Raw genomic sequence first — 18,969 nt, 5'->3', positions numbered from 1 at the left:
GGGGTAAACGTAGTTCTGGAATAAAATTACGAACGTAATATGTGCGTTTTGACGCATTTCGGTCAAGGCTTCAGCCAAGAGACAGGTTGCGCATCTTTAGATAGCGCATTTGAGTACAAAAATTTCACCGTATCCGTTATATCGTAACGAAATACGAGGTGAGTAACGCTGAGCACTGGGGTGGTATGCAAGTCGATCTCGATGTAGAGGGGGCGCAGGTAGCCGAGCTGCCGCGCTTTCAGCAGGCGGTTTTTCAAGGGCGGCGATTGCGTCAGTTCGCTATCGGCTTCGGTGTGCTGGCGGCAATGGGACTGGTGCTGGGGTTCTTTGTCGGGCTGTTTGCGCCGCAATCCCTTTGGCCGGTGTTGTTGTTCAATTTAAGCGCTGCGCTGTTGGTGATGCTGGCTGGCCTGCAATCGGCGTGGTGGGTGACGCAATGGCGCGCACGGGCGATGAATCCCCAGGTGGCGGCGGTCGTTGAAGAAGACACCCAAGCCCCGGTTGGCTGGTACGAGCGATTGTTGGATCGCATAGGCCAACGTTGGGTGAATTTACTCCGACAGATCGGCGCACCGACGCTGTGGCTCGGCGGTTGGGCGGTCTTGACGTTGCTGTGCGTGGAACAGGCCTGGAACTTTGGACTGCCCGCCGCTGCATTGGGTTTGTCAGCCACTGTGGGCGCGGTCCTGGCGTTATTGCTGGCCTTCGGTTTGTTGGTGTTGGAGCGGCACCTGGCCCAGGAAAACGCCGCTCAATGGCCCGAAGCCGGCGCATTGGCGCAACTGGCACGAGTCGTCATTATCAGCCTGGTACTCGGTGCGTTATGCCTGTTGTTTGGCAATGAAACCTCGATCTGGCCAGTGCGTCTGGCAGTGCTGATCGGCTTGCTGCCGGGACTGGTGGCGGTGGAGTTGCTGTTGCGCGCGGTGTTGTCGCTGTTCAGTCCTCGTCGCGAACAACTTGAACCGGTGTTGCTGGCGCGCAGCATGGCTGCCGACATGTTGCGCTGGCCGCCGCAGCCGTTGCTGGCATTGCAGCACGAGTTGCACAACCGCTTTGGAATCGATCTGCGGCAGATTTGGGCATTCACGTACATGCGCCGGGCGTTTTTACCGGTGCTGGCGTTTGTGGCGGCGGTGGGTTGGTCGCTCACCGGCATCCACGAAATACCGCTGCAAGGGCGGGGCGTCTACGAGCGATTCGGTAAACCGGTGACGGTGTTCGGACCCGGATTACACGCGGGTTTACCTTGGCCGTTGGGTCGGGTGCTGAGTGTCGAAAACGGCGTGGTTCACGAGTTGGCCACCAGTGTCGGCGAAACGCCTGCACCGGCTCAGGCTGACCCCGCTGAAGGTCCGGCGCCGATCACGGCCAACCGCTTGTGGGACGCGAGCCATGTGAATGACAAATCCCAGGTGATCGCCAGCAGTCGGGCGGACAAGCAGAGCTTTCAGATCGTCAACATGGACGTACGCTTCGTCTATCGCATCGGTTTGAGTGATCAGGCGGCACTGGCGGCGACTTACAATAGCGCCGATGTACCGACATTGATCCGCAGCACCGCCAGCCGGATACTGGTCCACGATTTCGCGTCGCGAACCCTCGACGGATTGCTCGGCGAAGACCGTGTTGGGTTGGCCGAGGAGATCGGCCGTGCAGTGCAGGCAGACTTGAACACACTCGACAGCGGCGTGGAAATTCTTGCCACCGTGGTCGAAGCGATTCACCCCCCGGCCGGCGCCGCCAATGCCTATCACGGTGTGCAAGCGGCGCAGATCGGGGCGCAGGCCTTGATCGCTCGTGAACGCGGTGCGGCTGCTGAAGCCACCAACCAAGCGCAGTTGCAGGCCAGCATCGCTCACGATCAAGCCACGGCCAGCGCCCATGAAATCAATGCAGGTGCGCAAGCGGCCGACCTTAAATTCGCAGCTGAGCAAAAAGCTTACGTCAGCGCCGGGCAGGCCTTCGTGCTGGAGCAGTACCTCAGTCAACTGTCCCAGGGTTTGGCCAGCGCCAAACTGCTGGTGCTCGATCACCGTCTGGGCGGTAGCAGCAATGCGCCGACCATCGACCTGCGTACCTTCACACTACCGGCTGACCCCGCGTCGTCGCGTCAAACCGCTCAGCCAGGAGTTGCCCATTGAACCAGACTCACACTCATGATCATGATGATCACGCCGGCCACGATCATGGCCATGGCGGGCATCACCACCACGGCCACCATCACCATCATCACGGTGATCCACAGGAAGCCGGCCCGTTTCCCTGGCGGCGAATGGGGTGGGCGGCATTGCTTGTGGCGTTTGCCGTTGCGGCGGCGAGCCTGGTGCAGGTGAGGTCGGGGGAGGCCACCGTTATCACACGTTTCGGCAATCCATCGCGGGTATTGCTGGAGCCGGGCCTTGGCTGGCGCTGGCCAGCACCGTTCGAAGCAGCGATCCCGGTCGACCTGCGGTTGCGTACCACATCCAGTGGTTTGCAGGACGTGGGTACACGGGACGGCCTGCGCATCATCGTTCAGGCGTATGTGGCCTGGCAGGTGCAGGGTGACCCGGACAATGTGCAGCGCTTCATGCGTGCTGTACAAAATCATCCCGACGAAGCGGCCCGGCAGATTCGCACCTTCGTTGGCTCTGCATTGGAAACCACGGCCAGCAGTTTCGATCTGGCCAACTTGGTGAATACCGATGCCAGTCAGGTGCGCATCGCCGATTTCGAAGCGCAACTGCGTCAACAAATCGATCAGCAGTTGCTCACCACCTATGGCGTGCGTGTGTTGCAGGTCGGCATCGAACGCCTGACCTTGCCCTCGGTCACGCTCACCGCGACGGTCGATCGCATGCGTGCCGAACGTGAAACCATTGCCACCGAACGCACCGCCATCGGCAAACGTGAAGCGGCGCAAATTCGTTCAGCTGCCGAACGTGATGCGCGGATCGTGCAGGCCGACGCCACCGTAAAGGCGGCGGATATCGAAGCGCAATCCCGTGTTGAAGCCGCGCAGATTTATGGCCGTGCCTATGCAGGCTCGCCGCAGCTCTACAACTTGCTGCGCTCGCTCGACACCTTGGGCACCGTAGTCACGCCGGGGACGAAACTGATTCTGCGCACCGATGCCGCGCCTTTCCGGGTACTGGTGGACGGTCCGCCAAGCCTTGAAAACAAAACCGGATCGCAACCATGAGTTGGGTTCCACGTGGAACAAATGAGTTGAGCAGTCCCTGGATTCAGGCCGGGCGCCTGGCATTTCTCGCGTTGTACGCGGTGACTGTTCTGGCCGCACTGGCGTGGGCGTTCTCCAACGTGCGGCAGATCGATCCGCAAAATCGTGCGGTGGTTTTGCATTTTGGCGCGCTGGATCGTATTCAGAATGCCGGGTTGCTGTTGGCCTGGCCGCGTCCGTTTGAGCAGGTCATTTTATTGCCGGCAGCCGATCGGGTGATTGAGCGTCGTGTGGAAAACCTGCTGCGCAGTGATGCGGCACTACAAGCCGATCGAGTCGCCAGTTTCGCCACGCCGATCAGTGATGCATTGGCGGGGTCCGGTTATCTGCTGACCGGCGATTCCGGGGTGGTGCAACTCGATGTGCGTGTGTTCTACAAAGTCACAGATCCGTACGCCTTTGTACTGCAAGGCGAGCACGTGTTGCCGGCGCTGGATCGTCTGGCCACTCGTAGTGCGTTGGCACTGACGGCGGCGCGTGACCTGGACACTATTTTGGTAGCGCGACCGGAGCTGATCGGCGCCGACAGCAAGGCCGCCGAAAGACGTGAACGCTTGCGCGGCGATTTAGTGCAGGCGATCAATCAACGGCTGGCCGAACTGACGGCCACCGGGCAGGGGCTAGGGATTGAAGTCGCGCGGGTCGATGTGCAATCGAGTTTGCCCGGCCCGGCAGTGAACGCTTTCAACGCCGTGCTGACTGCGAGCCAGCAAGCCGACAAAACTATCGCCAACGCACAGACCGAAGCCGAGAAGTTGACCCAGACGGCCAACGAGCAGGCCGACCGTGCACTGCAGGTTGCCCACGCCCAGGCGAGCGAGCGATTGGCCAAAGCCTCCGCCGACACCGCCACGGTGTTGAGCCTGGCCAAGGCACAACAGCAGGGTACTGACCCGCAAATGTTGCTGCGGATTTACCGCGAGCGGATGCCGAAAATTCTCGGTCAGGCCGGCTCGGTGACCACCGTCGATCCCAAAGACGATTCCCGCCTGATCATTCAGGGAGCCTCACAATGACTGCGCAAACTGCCGCTGCCCCGAGCATGCTGTCCTCGGCCGAACAACGCAGCGCCGCCCGCCAGTTGACCCTGGCCATGCTCGCCCTCGGCTTGCTTTCGCTGGGCCTGGTGTGGCGCTGGTTGTCACCCGAGCAGACCGGTGTCAGCCAATTGCTGTTGGGTTTTGCATCGTTACTGGTGGCCGTTCCGGTCATGCGTTCGGCCTGGTACAGCCTGCGTTATCCGAGCCTGCATGGGATCACCGATCAGTTGATCGCCCTGGCCATGCTCGGTGCTTGGGCCACCGGGGATCTGCTGACGGCGGCCCTGCTGCCGATCATCATGATCTTCGGGCATGTATTGGAAGAGCGCAGCGTGATTGGTTCGCAAGAAGCGATTCACGCCCTCGGAAAACTCACCCGCAGCCATGCGCGAAAGATTCAGGCCGACGGTTCCATCGTTGAGGTCGACAACGGCACGCTCAAGGCGGGCGACCGGGTGGAGGTGCGCGCGGGTGATCGGGTGCCGGCGGATGGGCGAGTGATGTCCGGTCAGGCGAGTCTCGACACGGCCTCCATTACCGGCGAATCGGTGCCGATAGAGGCGGGCATCGGTATGACGGTGTTCGGTGGCGCCATCAATCTGGATGGACTGCTGCGTATCGAAGTGACCCGTACAGGGCATGAGTCGACCCTTGGCAAAGTCATCGCGCTGATGCAAAACGCCGAACGTTCCAAGCCACCGATCACACGGCTGCTGGAGCGTTACGCCGGCAGCTACATGGTACTGGTGTTGCTGCTGGCGGCGGTGACCTGGTTCATCACCAACGATGCCCAGGCCATGCTCGCTGTGTTGGTGGCGGCTTGTCCCTGTGCGTTGGTGTTGTCAGCACCGGCCACAGCAATTGCCGGAGTGGCGGTGGCTGCACGGCACGGCATCCTGATCCGCAGCTCGGCGTTTCTTGAAGAGTTGGCAGACCTGACTTCGCTGGTGGTCGACAAGACTGGTACCTTGACCTTCGGCACCTTGCGCCTGCAATCCATCGAGAGCCCGCTGGAGGATCGCAGTCACGTCTTGAAACTCGCCGCCAGCCTCGGTTCGGCCAGTAGCCACCCGGTCAGCCGCGCATTGGCCGGGCTGGTGACTCAGGAGCATTTTGTGCTGCTCACGGATATCCGTGAGCGTCAGGGCTTGGGGGTGGTGGCGATGACAGAGCAGGGTGAAGCTGCATTGGGGCGACCTGAGCTGTTTGCTCAATTGGGGATTGCCGTTTCTACCGTTCCGGAGCACGACGGCCCAATCGCCGGGCTGGCGCTTAACGGTGAGTTCCTCGCCTGGCTGTTGCTGGCTGACAGCGTGAAGCCCGAAGCCAGGTTTGCCCTCAACGAACTGCGCGACCTTGGCTTGGGGCGGCAACTGTTACTCACCGGTGACCGGCAAAGTGTTGCGCACACGCTGGCTCGAGACGTCGGGATCAGTGATGTCGAGGCTCAGGCGTTGCCAGAGGACAAACTCAACCGAGTGTTGAAAGAAATCGGCAACGGTTTTCGGCCTATGGTGGTCGGAGATGGCATCAACGACTCGTTGGCGCTGAAGGCCGGTGTGGTGGGCGTCGCCATGGGCGCCGGTGGTGCGGATATCGCCTTGGCTTCGTCTGACATCGTGCTGATCGGCAGCGACTTGCGTCGGCTCGGTACGTGCGTGCGCTTGAGTCGTCAGTGTCGGCAGACTTTGCAGGTCAACGTGATCATCGGCCTGGGTTGGACCCTGGCAATTGTGGCCTTTGCCGCATTCGGCTGGCTTGGGGCGGCCGGGGCGATGATTGCGGCGTTGTTGCATAACTTCAGCACGTTGTTGGTGCTGGGTAATGCGGGGCGTTTGCTGCGGTTCCAGGAGCCGTTGCTCAAACTGTAGGAGCGAACCTGTTTATCCCCGTTGGGTCGCGCAGCGACCCTAAAACCCGCGCCAGGGGTATCAATCAGATAGATCGCGCGCACTGGATAGGCGACTGCTTCGCAGCCGAACGGGGATGAATCCCCTGACCACAAGGCCTCGCTCCTACAAAATGGATGGGTAACAGATTCATAGAACTGTGGGCCAGATCTGTAGTCATTTAGGGTAAGGGCGATCATTTCTGTGACTTCTCGGCCAGTTGGCGAGTACATCAGGATCATAGAAACCCGCTATCAAATCGATAGGCAGCTATTTTTCAAGGATGGTCTAACCTCTCAGCAGACGTCTGAAACAAGGGGGATTTTCCATGCTCGCGCAACTTCCACCGGCCTTACAGAATCTGCAGTTACCGCTACGCCTGCGACTCTGGGACGGCCATGAATTCAATCTGGGGCCGACGCCCAGTGTCACAATTGTGGTGAAGGACCCACAGATGGTCACCCATTTCACCCAGCCAAGCCTGAACTCGTTGGGAGCAGCGTTCGTGGAGGGCAAGCTGGAGCTCGAGGGCTCCATCAGTGAAGTGATTCGCGTCTGTGATGAATTGAGTCAGGCGTTACTGGCCGACGACGAAAGCGGACAAACGATCCGTACCGCCCATGACAAGGAAACCGACGCCAAGGCCATTTCCTATCACTACGACCTTTCCAACTCGTTCTATCAGCTGTGGCTCGACAGCGACATGGCCTATTCCTGCGCTTATTTCGAGACCGGCAGTGAGTCCCTCGAACAAGCCCAACAAGCCAAGTTCCGTCATCTGTGTCGAAAGCTGCGCCTGCAACCGGGCGAGTATTTGCTCGATGTCGGCTGCGGCTGGGGCGGGTTGGCGCGGTTTGCCGCCCGTGAGTTCGGAGCGAAAGTGTTCGGGATCACCCTTAGTAAAGAGCAACTGGATCTGGCTCGGGAACGGGTAAAAGAAGAAGGTCTGGAGGACATGGTCGAGTTGCAATTGCTCGATTACCGAGACCTGCCTCAGGACGGGCGTTTCGACAAAGTGGTCAGTGTCGGCATGTTCGAACACGTCGGTCATGCGAACCTGGCGGAGTACTGCGAAACCCTGTTCGGCGCGGTAAAAGAGGGCGGTCTGGTGATGAATCACGGCATCACCGCCAAACACACCGATGGCCGCCCAGTAGGCCGTGGCGCCGGTGAGTTCATCGAGAAATATGTGTTCCCTAATGGCGAGCTACCGCACCTGTCGATGATCGCCGCTGAAATCAGCGAGGCGGGCCTTGAGATCGTCGATGTCGAGAGTTTGCGTCTGCACTACGCTCGAACCCTGGATCACTGGAGCGAACGCCTGGAAGACAACCTTGAGGCCGCCGCGAAGCTGGTGCCAGAACAAGCGTTGCGGATCTGGCGCCTGTACCTGGCTGGATGCGCCTATGCGTTCGCCAGGGGGTGGATCAACCTGCACCAGATCCTTGCCGTGAAGGCGCACCCCGATGGCAGCCATGAACTGCCCTGGACTCGGGACGACATCTACAGTTAGAGAATCGGTGAAATGAGCCGGGCGACCCGCATGCCGACTTGTTGAAGGCGCGCGGTCTCCCGGCCTTCTTCTTTCGCGATTTCGTGGGCCTGAGCGAAATCATCGTTGAGCATCTGCGCCACCTTGGCGGCAAAGGTGGTGTCGACTGTCAGCAACATCACCTCGAAATTCAACCGGAACGAGCGGTTGTCCATGTTGGCGCTGCCAATGGCACTGATTTCGTTGTCGATCAGCACCACTTTCTGATGCAGGAAACCAGGCTCGTAGCGAAATACCCGTACGCCCGCGCGCACGGCTTCGAAGGCATAGAGACTGGACGCGGCGTAGACGATTCGGTGATCGGGCCGTGACGGCAGCAGAATCCGCACATCGACCCCACGCAATACCGCAAGGCGTAACGCGGCGAATACAGCTTCGTCGGGGATGAAGTACGGGCTGGTGATCCACACCCGTTCGGTCGCTGCATGGATAGCTTCGACGAAGAACAGTGAACAGGTTTCGTAGGAATCCGCCGGTCCACTGGCGAGCAATTGGCACAGTACACCCGTGTCCGGGTAGACCTCCGGCAGGATCAGCGGGGGTAACGATCGGGCGGCCCAGAACCAGTCTTCGGCGAAGGATTCTTGCATGCAGGCCACCACCGGTCCGCGCACTTGTACGTGAGTATCGCGCCAGGGCGCCAGAGGTGGTTTTTCGCCCATGTATTCGTCGCCCACGTTGTGTCCGCCGACGAAGCCGAGCATGCCGTCGACCACCACGATCTTGCGATGGTTGCGGAAGTTGACCTGGAAGCGGTTGAGCCAGCCGCTACGGGTCGCAAAGGCTTTGACCTCGACACCGCCATCACGCAGCGTCTGTACGTAGCTGTGGGGCAGAGTGTGACTGCCGATCCGGTCGTAAAGCAGGTAGACCGCAACGCCTTCGGCCGCTTTCTCTAGCAGCAGGTTTTGCAGACGCTGGCCGAGACGGTCGTCATGAATGATGAAGAACTGGATCAGTACAGCTTGTTTGGCTTGGCGGATGGCGTTGAAAATCGCATCGAAGGTAGCCCGGCCATTGATCAACAGGCGCACATCATTGTTTGCCAGGCAGGGCATGCGCCCCAGCTTCGGCATCGCCCTCAGAGAGGCGTACGCGGTGGAAGCGCGAGCGGTAAGGGCTTCCTCTACCCACGGCCGCCAATTGAGCTCGGAGACGGCTTTGCGCATCTCTTCGTTGGCCTGACGCCGGGCCTTGATGTAACCATCGAAGGTGCTGCGCCCGAACACCAGATAGGGAATCAGTGTCAGGTAGGGCATGAAGATCAACGATAGGGCCCAGGCGATCGAGCCCTGTGCGGTTCGAACGGTCAACACGGCATGGATCGCTGCGATCGTGCCCAGGGAGTGCAGCAGTGCGATGGTGTAGCCAAAAATATGCGGTCCAAAATAATCCATGGGGGGCAGCCTTGCTCCTGAAGATTCAATGCCTAACAGACCATGTTCCGGGCAGAATGTCGCTATTTAATTGCCCCATGAACCGAAGCCCGTGGCTGACGTCTAACGGCCACTATCGATCAGGAGTTACATGATGAACGTTCGTCTGCTGGGTTTGGCCATTACGCTGGGTTTGGCACTTCCTGTGGTTGCTCAGGCACAGATGCTCCAGCCGGGTTTGTGGGAATTGACCACCAGTAACATGAAGGTGGATGACCAGAACCTGCCGGATCTGCAATTGATTTTGGGGCAACTACAAAGTCAGATGACTCCCGAACAGCGTGCACAGCTGGAAAAACAGGGCATCACCATGGGTGGCAAAGGCATTCGCGCGTGCCTGACACCAGAGCAGGTCAAGACCGACGATATCCCGCTGACCGACCCACAGTCGGGCTGCAAGCAGGAAATCACCGACCGCGCCGGCAACCAGTGGAAATTCCGCTTCAGCTGTCCGAAGGCGCAGGGAGCGGGTGTGGCTACGTTCCTCAGTGACCGTGAATTCACCACCAAGGTCAACGGTACGTTCAATGCCACCGGCATTCAGCAGAAGGGTAGCCTTGAGAGCCGCGCCGTGTGGTTAGGCCAGGATTGCGGCACCGTGAAGCCAAGAGCCTAAAAGCTTCGCGGGCAAGTCGGGTCGCCGCATCGCTCGCTCCTACGTTCCGTAGGAGCGTGGCTTGCCCGTGAAGAGGCCCTTACAGACACCCTAGGTCTCGGTCTGACCCAGCCACTCACACACCGCCTCAACCTTCATCCTGCCAAAGTTCTCCCCATCACGGCTGCGGACACTCACAAACCCGCCGGCCTTTTCCCTCTCGCCGATTACCACCAGGTACGGCACCGTCTGACTGTGCTGACGGATCTTGTAGCGAACTTTTTCATTACGCAGATCCGAAAGGGCATGCACACCACTTCGACGAAGGTGTTCGGTCACCGAGTGTGCATAACTGGCCTGGCGATCATCCATGCTGACGACCACGACCTTGGGCGGTAGGCGCCACTGCTGCAGTTCCTGGTGGTTGGACCAACAGGTTCCGTAGATGCGTTGTTGTAAGGTTCCGCTGATATGGTCGAGGGCAAATGCCTGCACTACCTTGGTGGTGGGGACGTGCGGGCCGGCGGCCAAATAGTCGGTGTCCCCAAGACGGTAAAGCGACAGATCGTCGGGCGGTGTCGTTGAGGAAGGGATAGGGCGGCGGCGAATCGAATGATTGGTTGCCGCCAGGGACTGCATGCGCGCTTCGATCACTGGCAGGTCCGACGGCGTCAACGGGCGCTCGACATCGAACTCGCAATAGAACCCATCACCCAGTACCGAGCCCGTTCGCAATTGCGCGTGGGCGTGGAGCTGTTGAACAGCCATTGCCAGCATCAGCGAACAGGAACGACGCAGAATCTCCAGTCCGTCGGGTTCCTGCGCCGTCACGATACTGACCCGGGCATCGGCCTTGATCATGAATTCACAGTCCACCAATTCGCCATTCACCCGACCCGCTACCGCTGCGTTGGCCAATCCGGGGCCAATACTGGCGGCAACTTCGTGCACGGACAGCGGTTGGTCGTACTCACGTAATGAACCATCGGGCAGGGTGATCTGGATCATGGTTATTGTTCTCGGGTGCTTCGATCACACGCATTAGCGGAACAACAGTAGAGGCAAACCTTGGCGGTTGTCATGTAGACGTTTGTCGTGTCCTGTCATTACAAGCTCGGAAATCATTCTGCAGGGCCTTGGAGTCACGTTCCAGCTCAACATGGATGCGAGCCACATTTTCAGAAAAGTCTGATGCATTGACGCTGACCGACGAAGATTGTTCTTGCGGATCATGGCTTGCTCAACGCGTCGTAGAGGGTATTGAGGTTGTATTCGAACATCCCGGTAAACGTACTGGCCGGGCCACTCGCCGCGAGGGCATCGGAATACAAGGTGCCGCCAATCCGCGCGCCACTTTCGTTAGCGATCTGCTTGAGCAGACGCGCATCCTTGATGTTCTCCATGAACACCGCTTTGACCTTGGCCTGACGAATCTGAGTGATCAGCGCAGCGACTTCAGCGGCCGATGGTTCGCGTTCAGTGGACAGGCCTTGGGGTGCCATGAAATTGATTGCGTAGGCTTGGCCGAGGTAACCGAAGGCGTCATGGGAGGTCACGGTTTTGCGGTTGCCCGGCGGCAGCGAGCCAAGCTTGGCTTTGGCTTGCGCGAGCAAGGCATAAATTTGTTTCAGGTAGGTCTGGCTGTTGCGCTGGTAGTCGTCCTTGTTGGTTGGGTCGGCGGCGATCAATGCCTTGGTGATGTTGCGGATGTACAACTCGGTGTTCGCCAGGTTGTGCCAGGCATGAGGGTCAGGAACTTTCTCGCCATCCTCGTCCAGAGAGCGCGGAATCACGCCTTGGCTCGCGCTGATCACGGGGGCTTTGGTTTCGGAGCTGGTCACCAGTCGATCCAGCCATGGCTCGAATCCCAAGCCGTTTTTTATGATGAGTTTTGCCTTGAGCAACGCCCGGCCGTCGTCCGGGGTTGGCTCATAGGTGTGGGCATCAGCGTCGGGGCCGACCATGTTGGTGATCTGGATGTGATCGCCGCCGACCTGATGCGTCATGTCGGCGAGGATGCTGAAGCTGGTGACCACCTGGAGTTTCTCCGCCGCCGATAACGACATCGACAACATCAAACTGAACAGCACGAGTAAAGCGCGCATCGGGTAACACCTCATTGGGATGTGAGCATAGGTGGGCGGCGCAGCAAGCCGTGCACCGGCCCCAGCACCACGGACACGAGATACAAAGCGCCAGCCACCAGCACGATGGCCGGGCCGCTGGGCAACGCGTAGTGGAACGACAGCAGCAATCCGAGCCATACCGAGAGGCAGCCGAAGAGCGCGGAAATGACCATCAACATTGGCAAGCGACGGCTCCAGAAACGTGAGGCCGCAGCGGGTAGCATCATCAGGCCGACAACCATCAAGGCCCCTATGGCCTGGAAACCAATCACCAGGTTCAGCACCACCAACGTCAGGAACACGCCATGGGCCAGCGGACCGAGACGGCTGACGGATTGCAAAAACAGTGGGTCCAGGGTGTCCAGTACCAGAGGGCGATAAATCAGCAACATCGCAATAAGGCTGATCCCCGAGACCCAGAGCATGCCGGTCAGAGTCGGGCCATCGACCGCCAAAGCCGAGCCGAACAATAGATGCAACAGGTCCAGACGCTTGCCGGCGATACCGAGGATCAGCACGCCACTGGCAAGGGATATCGGGTAAATCGCAGCGAGGCTGGCGTCCTCCCGCAGGCCTGTACGACGCGTGATCCAAGCTGCGAGGCCGGCCATTCCCAGGCCGGCGCCGAGGCCGCCGAAGGTCAATGCAGGAAGGCTCAGACCGGCGAACCAGAAGCCCAGTGCAGCACCGGGCAGGATGCCGTGGGCCACGGCGTCACCGATCAGGCTCATTCGCCTGAGGATCAGAAACACTCCCAAAGGCGCTGTGCTGCACGCAAGGACCAGGCCGCCGAGTAACGCTCGGCGCATGAAGACGAATTCGTGGAAGGGTTGCCAAAGATGAGCCGCAGTCAGCATTAAGCCACCTGCGATTGGGGTGATTGGCGGATGAGGTCGGCACTTGAACCGAACACGCATCCACTGCTTTTGATCAACAGGGTGTGAGGAATATGTTGGCGAACGGCAGCGAGGTCGTGGCACACCATCACCAGGGTCCGGCCTGAGGTATGCCAGGCATGGAGATGTTTCCACAGCAATGCCTGACCCAGTTCGTCCAAAGCCGCGTGGGGTTCGTCGAGCAGCAATATCGGTGCATCGGTGAGGCTCAGGCGAGCGAGCAGGGCACGCTGCAACTCACCGCCTGAGAGCGCCATCAGGGGGCGTTGCTCCAAACCGCTCAGGCACCAATCGGCCAGAACGGAATCAAGACGTTGCCTGCGCCGCTCAGGCGATTGCTTGCTACCCCAGAAGCCGGCAGAGACCAGTTCCTCAAGACTGATGGGGAATTGGCGATCCAGGTGTTGTTGCTGTGGCAGAAATGAGAGCGAGCCTTTGCGTGGAACATCCAGCATGACCTTACCTTCCAGCGGCTTCTGCAAGCCTGCGATGACTTTCAACAGACTGCTTTTGCCGCAGCCGTTGGCACCGATTACGGCGGTCAGGCTTCCTTTCGGGAGCGCGATATCCAGGGCGGGTGTCAGTGGCTGGCCGGGCGCGCCCCAACGTAAAGACTGGCAATGGATCATGCGGCCTCCCAGTTCCAGCTACTTTCGGCGACGGCGTCGTGGGCATGGAGGCTTTCAGCATGTATCACTCGCAGGTGAAAACCATTGATGCCCGCAGAACGTTTCAGGGCCAGGTTTAAGCGTCGCGCTGCGTCCTCGCAGAACATCAGGTTTTGACCGTTGGCCAGTGCGAAGGCTTGCTCATCCGCACGCTTTACGGCGGTTTGCACGGCGGTACCGAGGGCGGCTTCGGCGTCATTGATGAGTGCGATCAGCGGCAGTTCATCCAGATAGCTATCCAGACGTAGGCGCAGTTGCACGGTACTGCGTTGACTGTGGGGGGTGGCGACGATGCCTTTTGGGGAGCCCAGCCAGGCCAATATGTCGGCGTGGTTCAGCGTCCGGTTGGCGAAGTCATCGACGAATTTCTGCTGGATCAATTGCCGGGAAAGCGCCGCTGAGCAGGGGCAGGTGGAGGAATAAGGGACGTCGATTTTTAGTTCCACGTGGAACATTGCGTTTTTCAACTGAGCTTTAATGCTGATGGGATAGGTTTTCCAACCGGCCAAAGGGCTGACCAGCGCCGGTCTTTTCAGCAGCAAGTCGAAGTGAATGTTCAAGTAAGCGCTGTTCGACAGTCCTTCATGACTGGTCAGGAAATTCAGTAAGACTCGCCGAAGCAGATCGGGCGAAAGGGTTGCCTGCTCAAGCATTTCCAGCGCCAGGTAGAGCCTGGACATATGTATGCCGCGAGCCTCACCGTCATCGAGGCTCACGCCGGCATCAGCCGTTGCAACCAGCCGTTGGCCATCAAACAAAACAGGAAGAGCAATGCCACACATGCCCACCCACTCCAGTGGCAAGGCCTGGCGTGAGGCCTGCGCGGCGATATCCGGCAGAGTCAGCGCATTCATGAGCAGGTCCATCGAGGGGAATAGGTTTTAATGTTATACCATAACAATAAAGACGACGATGCCTTTTTCATGAGCAGGTTTTCATCTAGCGCGCGGGCGTTGCTCCCCCATTTGAGTCTGCCTAACAGCCGGCAATTCGATTGCAGGTGAACTTGCCACTGCTGCCGCCAGAGCTGGAAAACCGATTGATCGTGGTCCAGCCGACACGCCGGTTGTAACCGACCCAGGCCTCACCGTCGGACGCGATCCCGGTGAAGAACGTCAGTTGGCCGTAGCGACTGTTGGTTTGCGCCCAGAAACGTTTCCGACCGCATCGAAGCCTCTCAAGTACATCGTGCTGCCTGCGGTATTGACGCTGTAGGCGTTGCCTTCGCTATCCACGCAGGCCAGCAGGTTGGCGCTGCGGGTGCAGGTGGCCAGGGACGGAATTTGCGCGCTGGCATCGAATGCGACGAGCAGTGAAATGCTCAACAGCGCGTGTTTCAGGGCACTACGCATGGCGTTTCTCATCAACCGGATGGGCTTCAGCATCGCACCCTTTTGTCGATGGGGGCGAGCGTGAGTGGTTTGATTGTGTTGTTATACTATAACATCATAGATCTCCGACGATCTGGTCGGACGCCCTGTGAGGAACATCAAATGCCCAACCGTCTCCCCGTTACCGTCCTGTCGGGCTTTTTAGGTGCAGGAAAAAGTACACTTTTAAATTACGTACTACGTAATAGAAATAATCTGCGAGTCGCTGTCATCGTCAACGATATGAGTGAAATCAACATTGACGGCAGCGAAGTCCAGCGCGATGTCAGTCTGAACCGCGCGGAAGAAAAACTGGTGGAAATGAGCAACGGCTGCATCTGCTGCACGCTGCGCGAAGATCTGCTGGAGGAGGTGAGCAAGCTCGCTCGGGACGGTCGATTTGATTATTTGTTGATCGAGTCGACGGGCATTTCCGAACCGATGCCTGTGGCAGAGACCTTTACGTTTCGCGACGAAAGCGGCCAGAGCCTTAGCGATATCGCGCGGCTGGACACCTTGGTGACGGTGGTCGATGGCATGAACTTCCTGCCCGACTATAAGGCCGCCGAAAGCCTGGCCTCCCGTGGTGAAACGTTGGGCGAAGAGGACGAGCGCTCAATCACCGATCTGTTGATCGAGCAGATCGAGTTCGCCGACGTCATCCTGATCAGCAAGATCGATCTGGTCAGCCGCCGTGAACGCCAGGAGCTGATCGCCATTCTCGAGCGGCTCAATCCTCAGGCAGAAATTATCCCGATGGTCATGGGCGAAGTACCGCTGGAAAAGATCCTCGATACCGGTCGCTTCAACTTCGAGAAAGCGTCGCAGGCGCCGGGATGGCTGCGGGAAATGCGCGGTGAACATGTACCGGAAACCCAAGAGTACGGCATTGCTTCCGGCGCCTATCGGGCGCGTCGTCCCTTCCATCCGCAGCGTTTCTTCAGCTTTCTCAATCGTCCATGGCCCAATGGCACGCTGCTGCGCTCCAAGGGTTTTTTCTGGCTGGCGAGCAAGCACATGGACGCCGGTAGCTGGTCCCAGGCCGGTGGGTTGATGCGTCATGGTTATGCCGGGCGCTGGTGGCGTTTCGTGCCGAAGAACCAGTGGCCCCAAGACGAAGAGAGTACCGCCGCCATCATGAAGAACTGGACCACCGCTTCCGGTGATTGCCGGCAGGAACTGGTGTTCATCGGCCAGGACATCGATTTTGCGCAGCTTACCGCTGAGCTTGATGATTGCTTGCTGACTGATGATGAAATGGCGTTAGGTGTCGAGGGCTGGCAACTGTTTCCCGATCCGTTTGGCCCCTGGTTTGATGAGGCGGCCTGACTGTCCTTCGTTTCAAGGCTTGAGCCAGGTTCCCTGGCTCTGGGCTTCGCAAAACGGCTTCAAATAGGCCGCATCCGTGGCAACGCCGTAATAGTGAATATCCTGCCGGTAAGGCATATTGGCCACTTGGGCGTTGCTGCACACACCGAAAGCACCGCCAGGGCATTGGTCAACGTACTGCACTTCGACTTTCTGCCCGGCCAGTGTTGGTTGGCAGAATCCATCGGCGAACAATTTTTCCGGGATGTTGCGATTTTGCTGGCAGACTTTAACGTCGAGCCGTTCTCCTTGACTGTGGACGACGCAGGCCTGGGCCAGCGCTTCACCACATGCCAGTGTCAGCAGTAACGACAATCCCATCCACCGCATCTTTTCCTCCTCAGAACCTTTGATCATGTTGCAGAACATTCCGACCCACGTCATCGCCGGACCCTTGGGGGCCGGCAAGACCAGCCTGATCAAGCACCTGCTGGCGCAACGTCCGGCCAGTGAGCGTTGGGCAGTGCTGATCAACGAGTTCGGCCAGATCGGCCTCGACGCCGCGCTGCTGACCCGCGATGCCGATGGTATCGCACTGGGTGAGGTGGCCGGGGGCTGTCTGTGTTGCGTCAATGGCGCGCCGTTTCAGATCGGGCTCGGCCGATTGCTGCGCAAGGCGCGACCGGATCGGTTGTTCATCGAGCCATCGGGGCTTGGGCATCCAGCGCAGTTGTTGAAGCAGCTCAGTGAAGCACCCTGGCAAGGTGTACTAAGCGTACAGCCATGTGTACTGGTGCTGGACGCCCAGGCCCTCGCCGATGGCAAGGCTCTTGCGCAGGCGCAACAGGAAGTGTTGAAAAGCGCTGGCCTGTTGCTGATGAATAAATCGGAAAATCTCGATGATGCCGCTCGTCAGCGCCTCGCTGCGCAATTGCCGGCGCGCCGGATGCACTGGACGCAGCACGCTGTGATGCCCTTGAGCGAATTACCCGGTTTGGCAGCTCAGGCCGAGTCAGGTGTGGATAACTTTGTGATGCCCAAGGGATTGGCGCAGATGCCGGCGATCTGGACTGACCCTGCACAACCGATTTGCTTGAGTCAGGAACAGGAGGGTGGCTGGAGCATTGGCTGGCGCTGGCATCCGAGCCAGACATTCGATGTGGTGCTTGTCGATCAATGGCTCGCAGATCTGAATTGGCGGCGGGCGAAGCTGGTTATCCACAGCGACGAGGGATGGGTATCAAAGAATGCAGTGGATAACTCGGCTCAGCAATGGCAGGCGAGTGAGTGGCGGCAGGATTCACGGATTGAACTGATTTTCAGTGAACAGCAGGATGAGCATTCATTGCGCAAAGCGATGGCCGATTGTCGTTCAAGGTGAAGATCAAAAGATCGCAGCCTTCGGCAGCTCCTACAGGTAAATTCGTTCTAGATGCAGTAGCTCGCGACTCATGGCCGCCATTTACTGTGTTCTTGTCGCCAATGGCTCAGCTGGACCACATTGGTGCTGGGTTTGACTACATCGGCCACGGGTGGCGTTTCATCGAATGGCATCGGGTAGGGTGCAAGTTCGATTTGCGCGCTGTGGGCGCCGAACTGGGTGATGGTGCCGTTATGCCGGGTCTCGCCGGTCACGGTGAATTCAAAGTTATACACCCGCGCCAGACGGCGCCGGCCGCGGGCATCCTTGATGAACGTGATTTTTTTCAGCGCCACGTTACCATCCAGCAACTCCACTCCGACGTTGCTGCAATGCTGCTTGACCCGCTCCAGTGCACGTTCGCGCAAACCGTGGTTGTGCCATAGCCAGGCGCCAGCGGTGGCGAACAGCATCAGCACGAAAATATTCTCTAGGGTCAGCATCAACAGTGCGCTCCAACAAATTAGTGTCAGCTTAACTGCGTCGCCGGTCTGTCGTACAGGCTGTGTTTAGTCGCATACTGCGCTGCTCGAATTTCAATCGTTTTACGGAAACTCACCGCATGAAACGTACGCCCCATTTGCTCGCCATCCAGTCCCACGTGGTGTTCGGTCACGCTGGCAACAGTGCTGCGGTTTTCCCGATGCAGCGGGTCGGGGTGAATGTCTGGCCGCTCAACACCGTGCAATTTTCCAACCACACCCAGTACGGCCAATGGGCTGGCGAGGTGCTGGCGCCGCACCAGATTCCCGATCTTGTGGAGGGCATCGCGGCGATTGGCGAATTGGGCAATTGTGATGCGGTGCTGTCGGGGTACCTGGGCAGCGCAGCGCAAGGCCGGGCCATCCTCACGGGTGTGGCGCGGATCAAGGCGATGAATCCCAAGGCGCTGTACCTGTGCGACCCGGTGATGGGCCACCCGGAGAAGGGTTGCAGCGTGCCCGCGGAAGTCAGCGATTTCCTGCTGGAGGAAGCCGCTGCGGTGGCCGATTTCATGTGCCCGAATCAACTGGAGCTCGACAGCTTCTCGGGGCGCAAGCCGCAGTCGTTACTCGATTGCCTGGCGATGGCGCGGGCGCTGCTGGTGCGCGGGCCGAAAGCGGTGCTGGTCAAGCACCTGGACTATCCCGGTAAAACGCCGGACGTGTTCGAGATGCTGTTGGTGACAGCTGAAGGCAGTTGGCACCTGCAACGTCCGCTTCTGGCGTTTCCGCGTCAGCCAGTGGGTGTTGGCGACCTGACGTCCGGGTTGTTTCTGGCGCGTGTGCTGCTGGGCGATAGCCTGGTCGCCGCTTTCGAGTTTGCCGCGTCCGCGGTGCACGAGGTGCTTCTGGAAACGCAGGCCTGCGCCAGCTATGAGCTGGAACTGGTACGGGCGCAGGATCGAATTGCGCATCCACGGGTTCGGTTTGAGGCTATCCCGATCAGTTTGTAACCGGGGCGAAA

At 59.1% G+C, this 18,969-nt stretch carries 17 protein-coding genes and 1 pseudogene; 9 read left to right on the top strand and 9 right to left on the bottom strand.

Annotated features, from left to right (window positions below; translation table 11 throughout):
• The first annotated feature begins 185 nt into the window (after positions 1-185).
• The 5 genes from hflK (ABTV22_RS29820) (at position 186) to cfaB (ending at position 7,665) form a co-directional block, all read left to right on the top strand.
• Positions 186-2,144 (top strand): protease modulator HflK, encoded by a 1,959-nt coding sequence (gene hflK, locus ABTV22_RS29820; RefSeq protein WP_433741543.1) that lies wholly within the window; start codon positions 186-188, stop codon positions 2,142-2,144.
• On the top strand, positions 2,141-3,184 hold the full coding sequence (gene hflC, locus ABTV22_RS29815; RefSeq protein WP_433737916.1) for a protease modulator HflC: 1,044 nt from the start codon (positions 2,141-2,143) through the stop codon (positions 3,182-3,184). Before hflK (ABTV22_RS29820) ends, hflC begins: the two co-directional genes overlap by 4 nt.
• On the top strand, positions 3,181-4,239 hold the full coding sequence (hflK, locus tag ABTV22_RS29810) for a protease modulator HflK (protein WP_433737915.1): 1,059 nt from the start codon (positions 3,181-3,183) through the stop codon (positions 4,237-4,239). Before hflC ends, hflK (ABTV22_RS29810) begins: the two co-directional genes overlap by 4 nt.
• Positions 4,236-6,134 (top strand): cation-translocating P-type ATPase, encoded by a 1,899-nt coding sequence (locus ABTV22_RS29805; protein ID WP_433737914.1) that lies wholly within the window; start codon positions 4,236-4,238, stop codon positions 6,132-6,134. The genes hflK (ABTV22_RS29810) and ABTV22_RS29805 overlap by 4 nt, the downstream gene beginning before the upstream one ends.
• 346 nt (positions 6,135-6,480) lie before the next feature.
• Positions 6,481-7,665: a C17 cyclopropane fatty acid synthase CfaB gene (gene cfaB, locus ABTV22_RS29800; RefSeq protein ID WP_433737913.1), complete on the top strand. Its 1,185-nt coding sequence runs from the start codon at positions 6,481-6,483 to the stop codon at positions 7,663-7,665.
• On the opposite strand, the gene cls is transcribed toward cfaB, so the two are convergent.
• On the bottom strand, positions 7,662-9,101 hold the full coding sequence (gene cls / locus ABTV22_RS29795) for a cardiolipin synthase (protein ID WP_433737912.1): 1,440 nt from the start codon (positions 9,099-9,101) through the stop codon (positions 7,662-7,664). The two genes, cfaB and cls, sit on opposite strands and share 4 nt — an antisense overlap.
• 133 nt (positions 9,102-9,234) lie before the next feature.
• On the opposite strand from cls, the gene ABTV22_RS29790 reads away from it, so the two are divergent.
• Positions 9,235-9,756 (top strand): DUF3617 domain-containing protein, encoded by a 522-nt coding sequence (locus ABTV22_RS29790; RefSeq protein WP_433741542.1) that lies wholly within the window; start codon positions 9,235-9,237, stop codon positions 9,754-9,756.
• A 90-nt stretch (positions 9,757-9,846) separates the two neighbouring features.
• On the opposite strand, the gene ABTV22_RS29785 is transcribed toward ABTV22_RS29790, so the two are convergent.
• The 6 genes and pseudogenes from ABTV22_RS29785 to ABTV22_RS29760 all read right to left on the bottom strand — a co-directional run bounded on the left by ABTV22_RS29785 (position 9,847) and on the right by ABTV22_RS29760 (position 14,777).
• Positions 9,847-10,743, bottom strand: a complete 897-nt coding sequence (locus ABTV22_RS29785; protein WP_433737911.1) for a His/Gly/Thr/Pro-type tRNA ligase C-terminal domain-containing protein — start codon at positions 10,741-10,743, stop codon at positions 9,847-9,849.
• A gap of 221 nt (positions 10,744-10,964) precedes the next feature.
• Positions 10,965-11,840, bottom strand: coding sequence for a metal ABC transporter substrate-binding protein (locus tag ABTV22_RS29780; protein WP_433737910.1), 876 nt, complete (start codon positions 11,838-11,840; stop codon positions 10,965-10,967).
• Positions 11,841-11,851: 11 nt separating this feature from the next.
• Positions 11,852-12,718: a metal ABC transporter permease gene (locus tag ABTV22_RS29775; RefSeq protein ID WP_433737909.1), complete on the bottom strand. Its 867-nt coding sequence runs from the start codon at positions 12,716-12,718 to the stop codon at positions 11,852-11,854.
• Positions 12,718-13,386: a metal ABC transporter ATP-binding protein gene (locus ABTV22_RS29770; protein ID WP_433737908.1), complete on the bottom strand. Its 669-nt coding sequence runs from the start codon at positions 13,384-13,386 to the stop codon at positions 12,718-12,720. Before ABTV22_RS29770 ends, ABTV22_RS29775 begins: the two co-directional genes overlap by 1 nt.
• Positions 13,383-14,279, bottom strand: a complete 897-nt coding sequence (folE2, locus tag ABTV22_RS29765; RefSeq protein WP_433737906.1) for a GTP cyclohydrolase FolE2 — start codon at positions 14,277-14,279, stop codon at positions 13,383-13,385. Before folE2 ends, ABTV22_RS29770 begins: the two co-directional genes overlap by 4 nt.
• A 121-nt stretch (positions 14,280-14,400) precedes the next feature.
• Positions 14,401-14,777: pseudogene (locus ABTV22_RS29760) on the bottom strand (glutamine synthetase).
• A gap of 141 nt (positions 14,778-14,918) precedes the next feature.
• Between ABTV22_RS29760 and zigA the strand changes: the two are divergent.
• Positions 14,919-16,124 (top strand): zinc metallochaperone GTPase ZigA, encoded by a 1,206-nt coding sequence (zigA, locus tag ABTV22_RS29755; RefSeq protein WP_433741540.1) that lies wholly within the window; start codon positions 14,919-14,921, stop codon positions 16,122-16,124.
• Positions 16,125-16,136: 12 nt separating this feature from the next.
• Here the strand turns inward: zigA and ABTV22_RS29750 are convergent, their stop codons facing one another.
• Positions 16,137-16,493 carry an NADH:ubiquinone oxidoreductase gene (locus ABTV22_RS29750; RefSeq protein ID WP_433737905.1) on the bottom strand — a complete coding sequence of 119 codons (357 nt, stop codon included), beginning with the start codon at positions 16,491-16,493 and terminating at the stop codon, positions 16,137-16,139.
• 25 nt (positions 16,494-16,518) lie between these two features.
• On the opposite strand from ABTV22_RS29750, the gene ABTV22_RS29745 reads away from it, so the two are divergent.
• Entirely contained in the window at positions 16,519-17,484 is a 966-nt protein-coding gene (locus ABTV22_RS29745; RefSeq protein ID WP_433737903.1) for a CobW family GTP-binding protein, read from the top strand.
• 68 nt (positions 17,485-17,552) lie between these two features.
• Here the strand turns inward: ABTV22_RS29745 and ABTV22_RS29740 are convergent, their stop codons facing one another.
• Positions 17,553-17,966, bottom strand: coding sequence for a DUF3301 domain-containing protein (locus ABTV22_RS29740; RefSeq protein ID WP_433737902.1), 414 nt, complete (start codon positions 17,964-17,966; stop codon positions 17,553-17,555).
• A 119-nt stretch (positions 17,967-18,085) separates the two neighbouring features.
• On the opposite strand from ABTV22_RS29740, the gene pdxY reads away from it, so the two are divergent.
• On the top strand, positions 18,086-18,958 hold the full coding sequence (pdxY, locus tag ABTV22_RS29735) for a pyridoxal kinase PdxY (RefSeq protein ID WP_433737901.1): 873 nt from the start codon (positions 18,086-18,088) through the stop codon (positions 18,956-18,958).
• Positions 18,959-18,969 lie beyond the last annotated feature (11 nt).

This window comes from Pseudomonas putida, assembly GCF_050990305.1.
GTDB lineage: Bacteria > Pseudomonadota > Gammaproteobacteria > Pseudomonadales > Pseudomonadaceae > Aquipseudomonas > Aquipseudomonas putida_AH.
The sequence above is the reverse complement of the archived record's forward strand: the minus strand, read 5'-3'. Positions and strand labels throughout refer to the sequence as shown.

Excerpts from the sequence above, each read along its gene's own strand:
- hflK (WP_433741543.1), top strand. The coding sequence starts at position 186 with ATGCAAGTCGATCTCGATGTAGAGGGGGCGCAGGTAGCCGAGCTGCCG.
- hflK (WP_433737915.1), top strand. The coding sequence starts at position 3,181 with ATGAGTTGGGTTCCACGTGGAACAAATGAGTTGAGCAGTCCCTGGATT.
- ABTV22_RS29805 (WP_433737914.1), top strand. The coding sequence starts at position 4,236 with ATGACTGCGCAAACTGCCGCTGCCCCGAGCATGCTGTCCTCGGCCGAA.
- cfaB (WP_433737913.1), top strand. The coding sequence starts at position 6,481 with ATGCTCGCGCAACTTCCACCGGCCTTACAGAATCTGCAGTTACCGCTA.
- cls (WP_433737912.1), bottom strand. The coding sequence starts at position 9,101 with ATGGATTATTTTGGACCGCATATTTTTGGCTACACCATCGCACTGCTG.
- ABTV22_RS29790 (WP_433741542.1), top strand. The coding sequence starts at position 9,235 with ATGAACGTTCGTCTGCTGGGTTTGGCCATTACGCTGGGTTTGGCACTT.
- ABTV22_RS29785 (WP_433737911.1), bottom strand. The coding sequence starts at position 10,743 with ATGATCCAGATCACCCTGCCCGATGGTTCATTACGTGAGTACGACCAA.
- ABTV22_RS29780 (WP_433737910.1), bottom strand. The coding sequence starts at position 11,840 with ATGCGCGCTTTACTCGTGCTGTTCAGTTTGATGTTGTCGATGTCGTTA.
- ABTV22_RS29775 (WP_433737909.1), bottom strand. The coding sequence starts at position 12,718 with ATGCTGACTGCGGCTCATCTTTGGCAACCCTTCCACGAATTCGTCTTC.
- ABTV22_RS29770 (WP_433737908.1), bottom strand. The coding sequence starts at position 13,386 with ATGATCCATTGCCAGTCTTTACGTTGGGGCGCGCCCGGCCAGCCACTG.
- folE2 (WP_433737906.1), bottom strand. The coding sequence starts at position 14,279 with ATGAATGCGCTGACTCTGCCGGATATCGCCGCGCAGGCCTCACGCCAG.
- zigA (WP_433741540.1), top strand. The coding sequence starts at position 14,919 with ATGCCCAACCGTCTCCCCGTTACCGTCCTGTCGGGCTTTTTAGGTGCA.
- ABTV22_RS29750 (WP_433737905.1), bottom strand. The coding sequence starts at position 16,493 with ATGCGGTGGATGGGATTGTCGTTACTGCTGACACTGGCATGTGGTGAA.
- ABTV22_RS29745 (WP_433737903.1), top strand. The coding sequence starts at position 16,519 with ATGTTGCAGAACATTCCGACCCACGTCATCGCCGGACCCTTGGGGGCC.
- ABTV22_RS29740 (WP_433737902.1), bottom strand. The coding sequence starts at position 17,966 with ATGCTGACCCTAGAGAATATTTTCGTGCTGATGCTGTTCGCCACCGCT.
- pdxY (WP_433737901.1), top strand. The coding sequence starts at position 18,086 with ATGAAACGTACGCCCCATTTGCTCGCCATCCAGTCCCACGTGGTGTTC.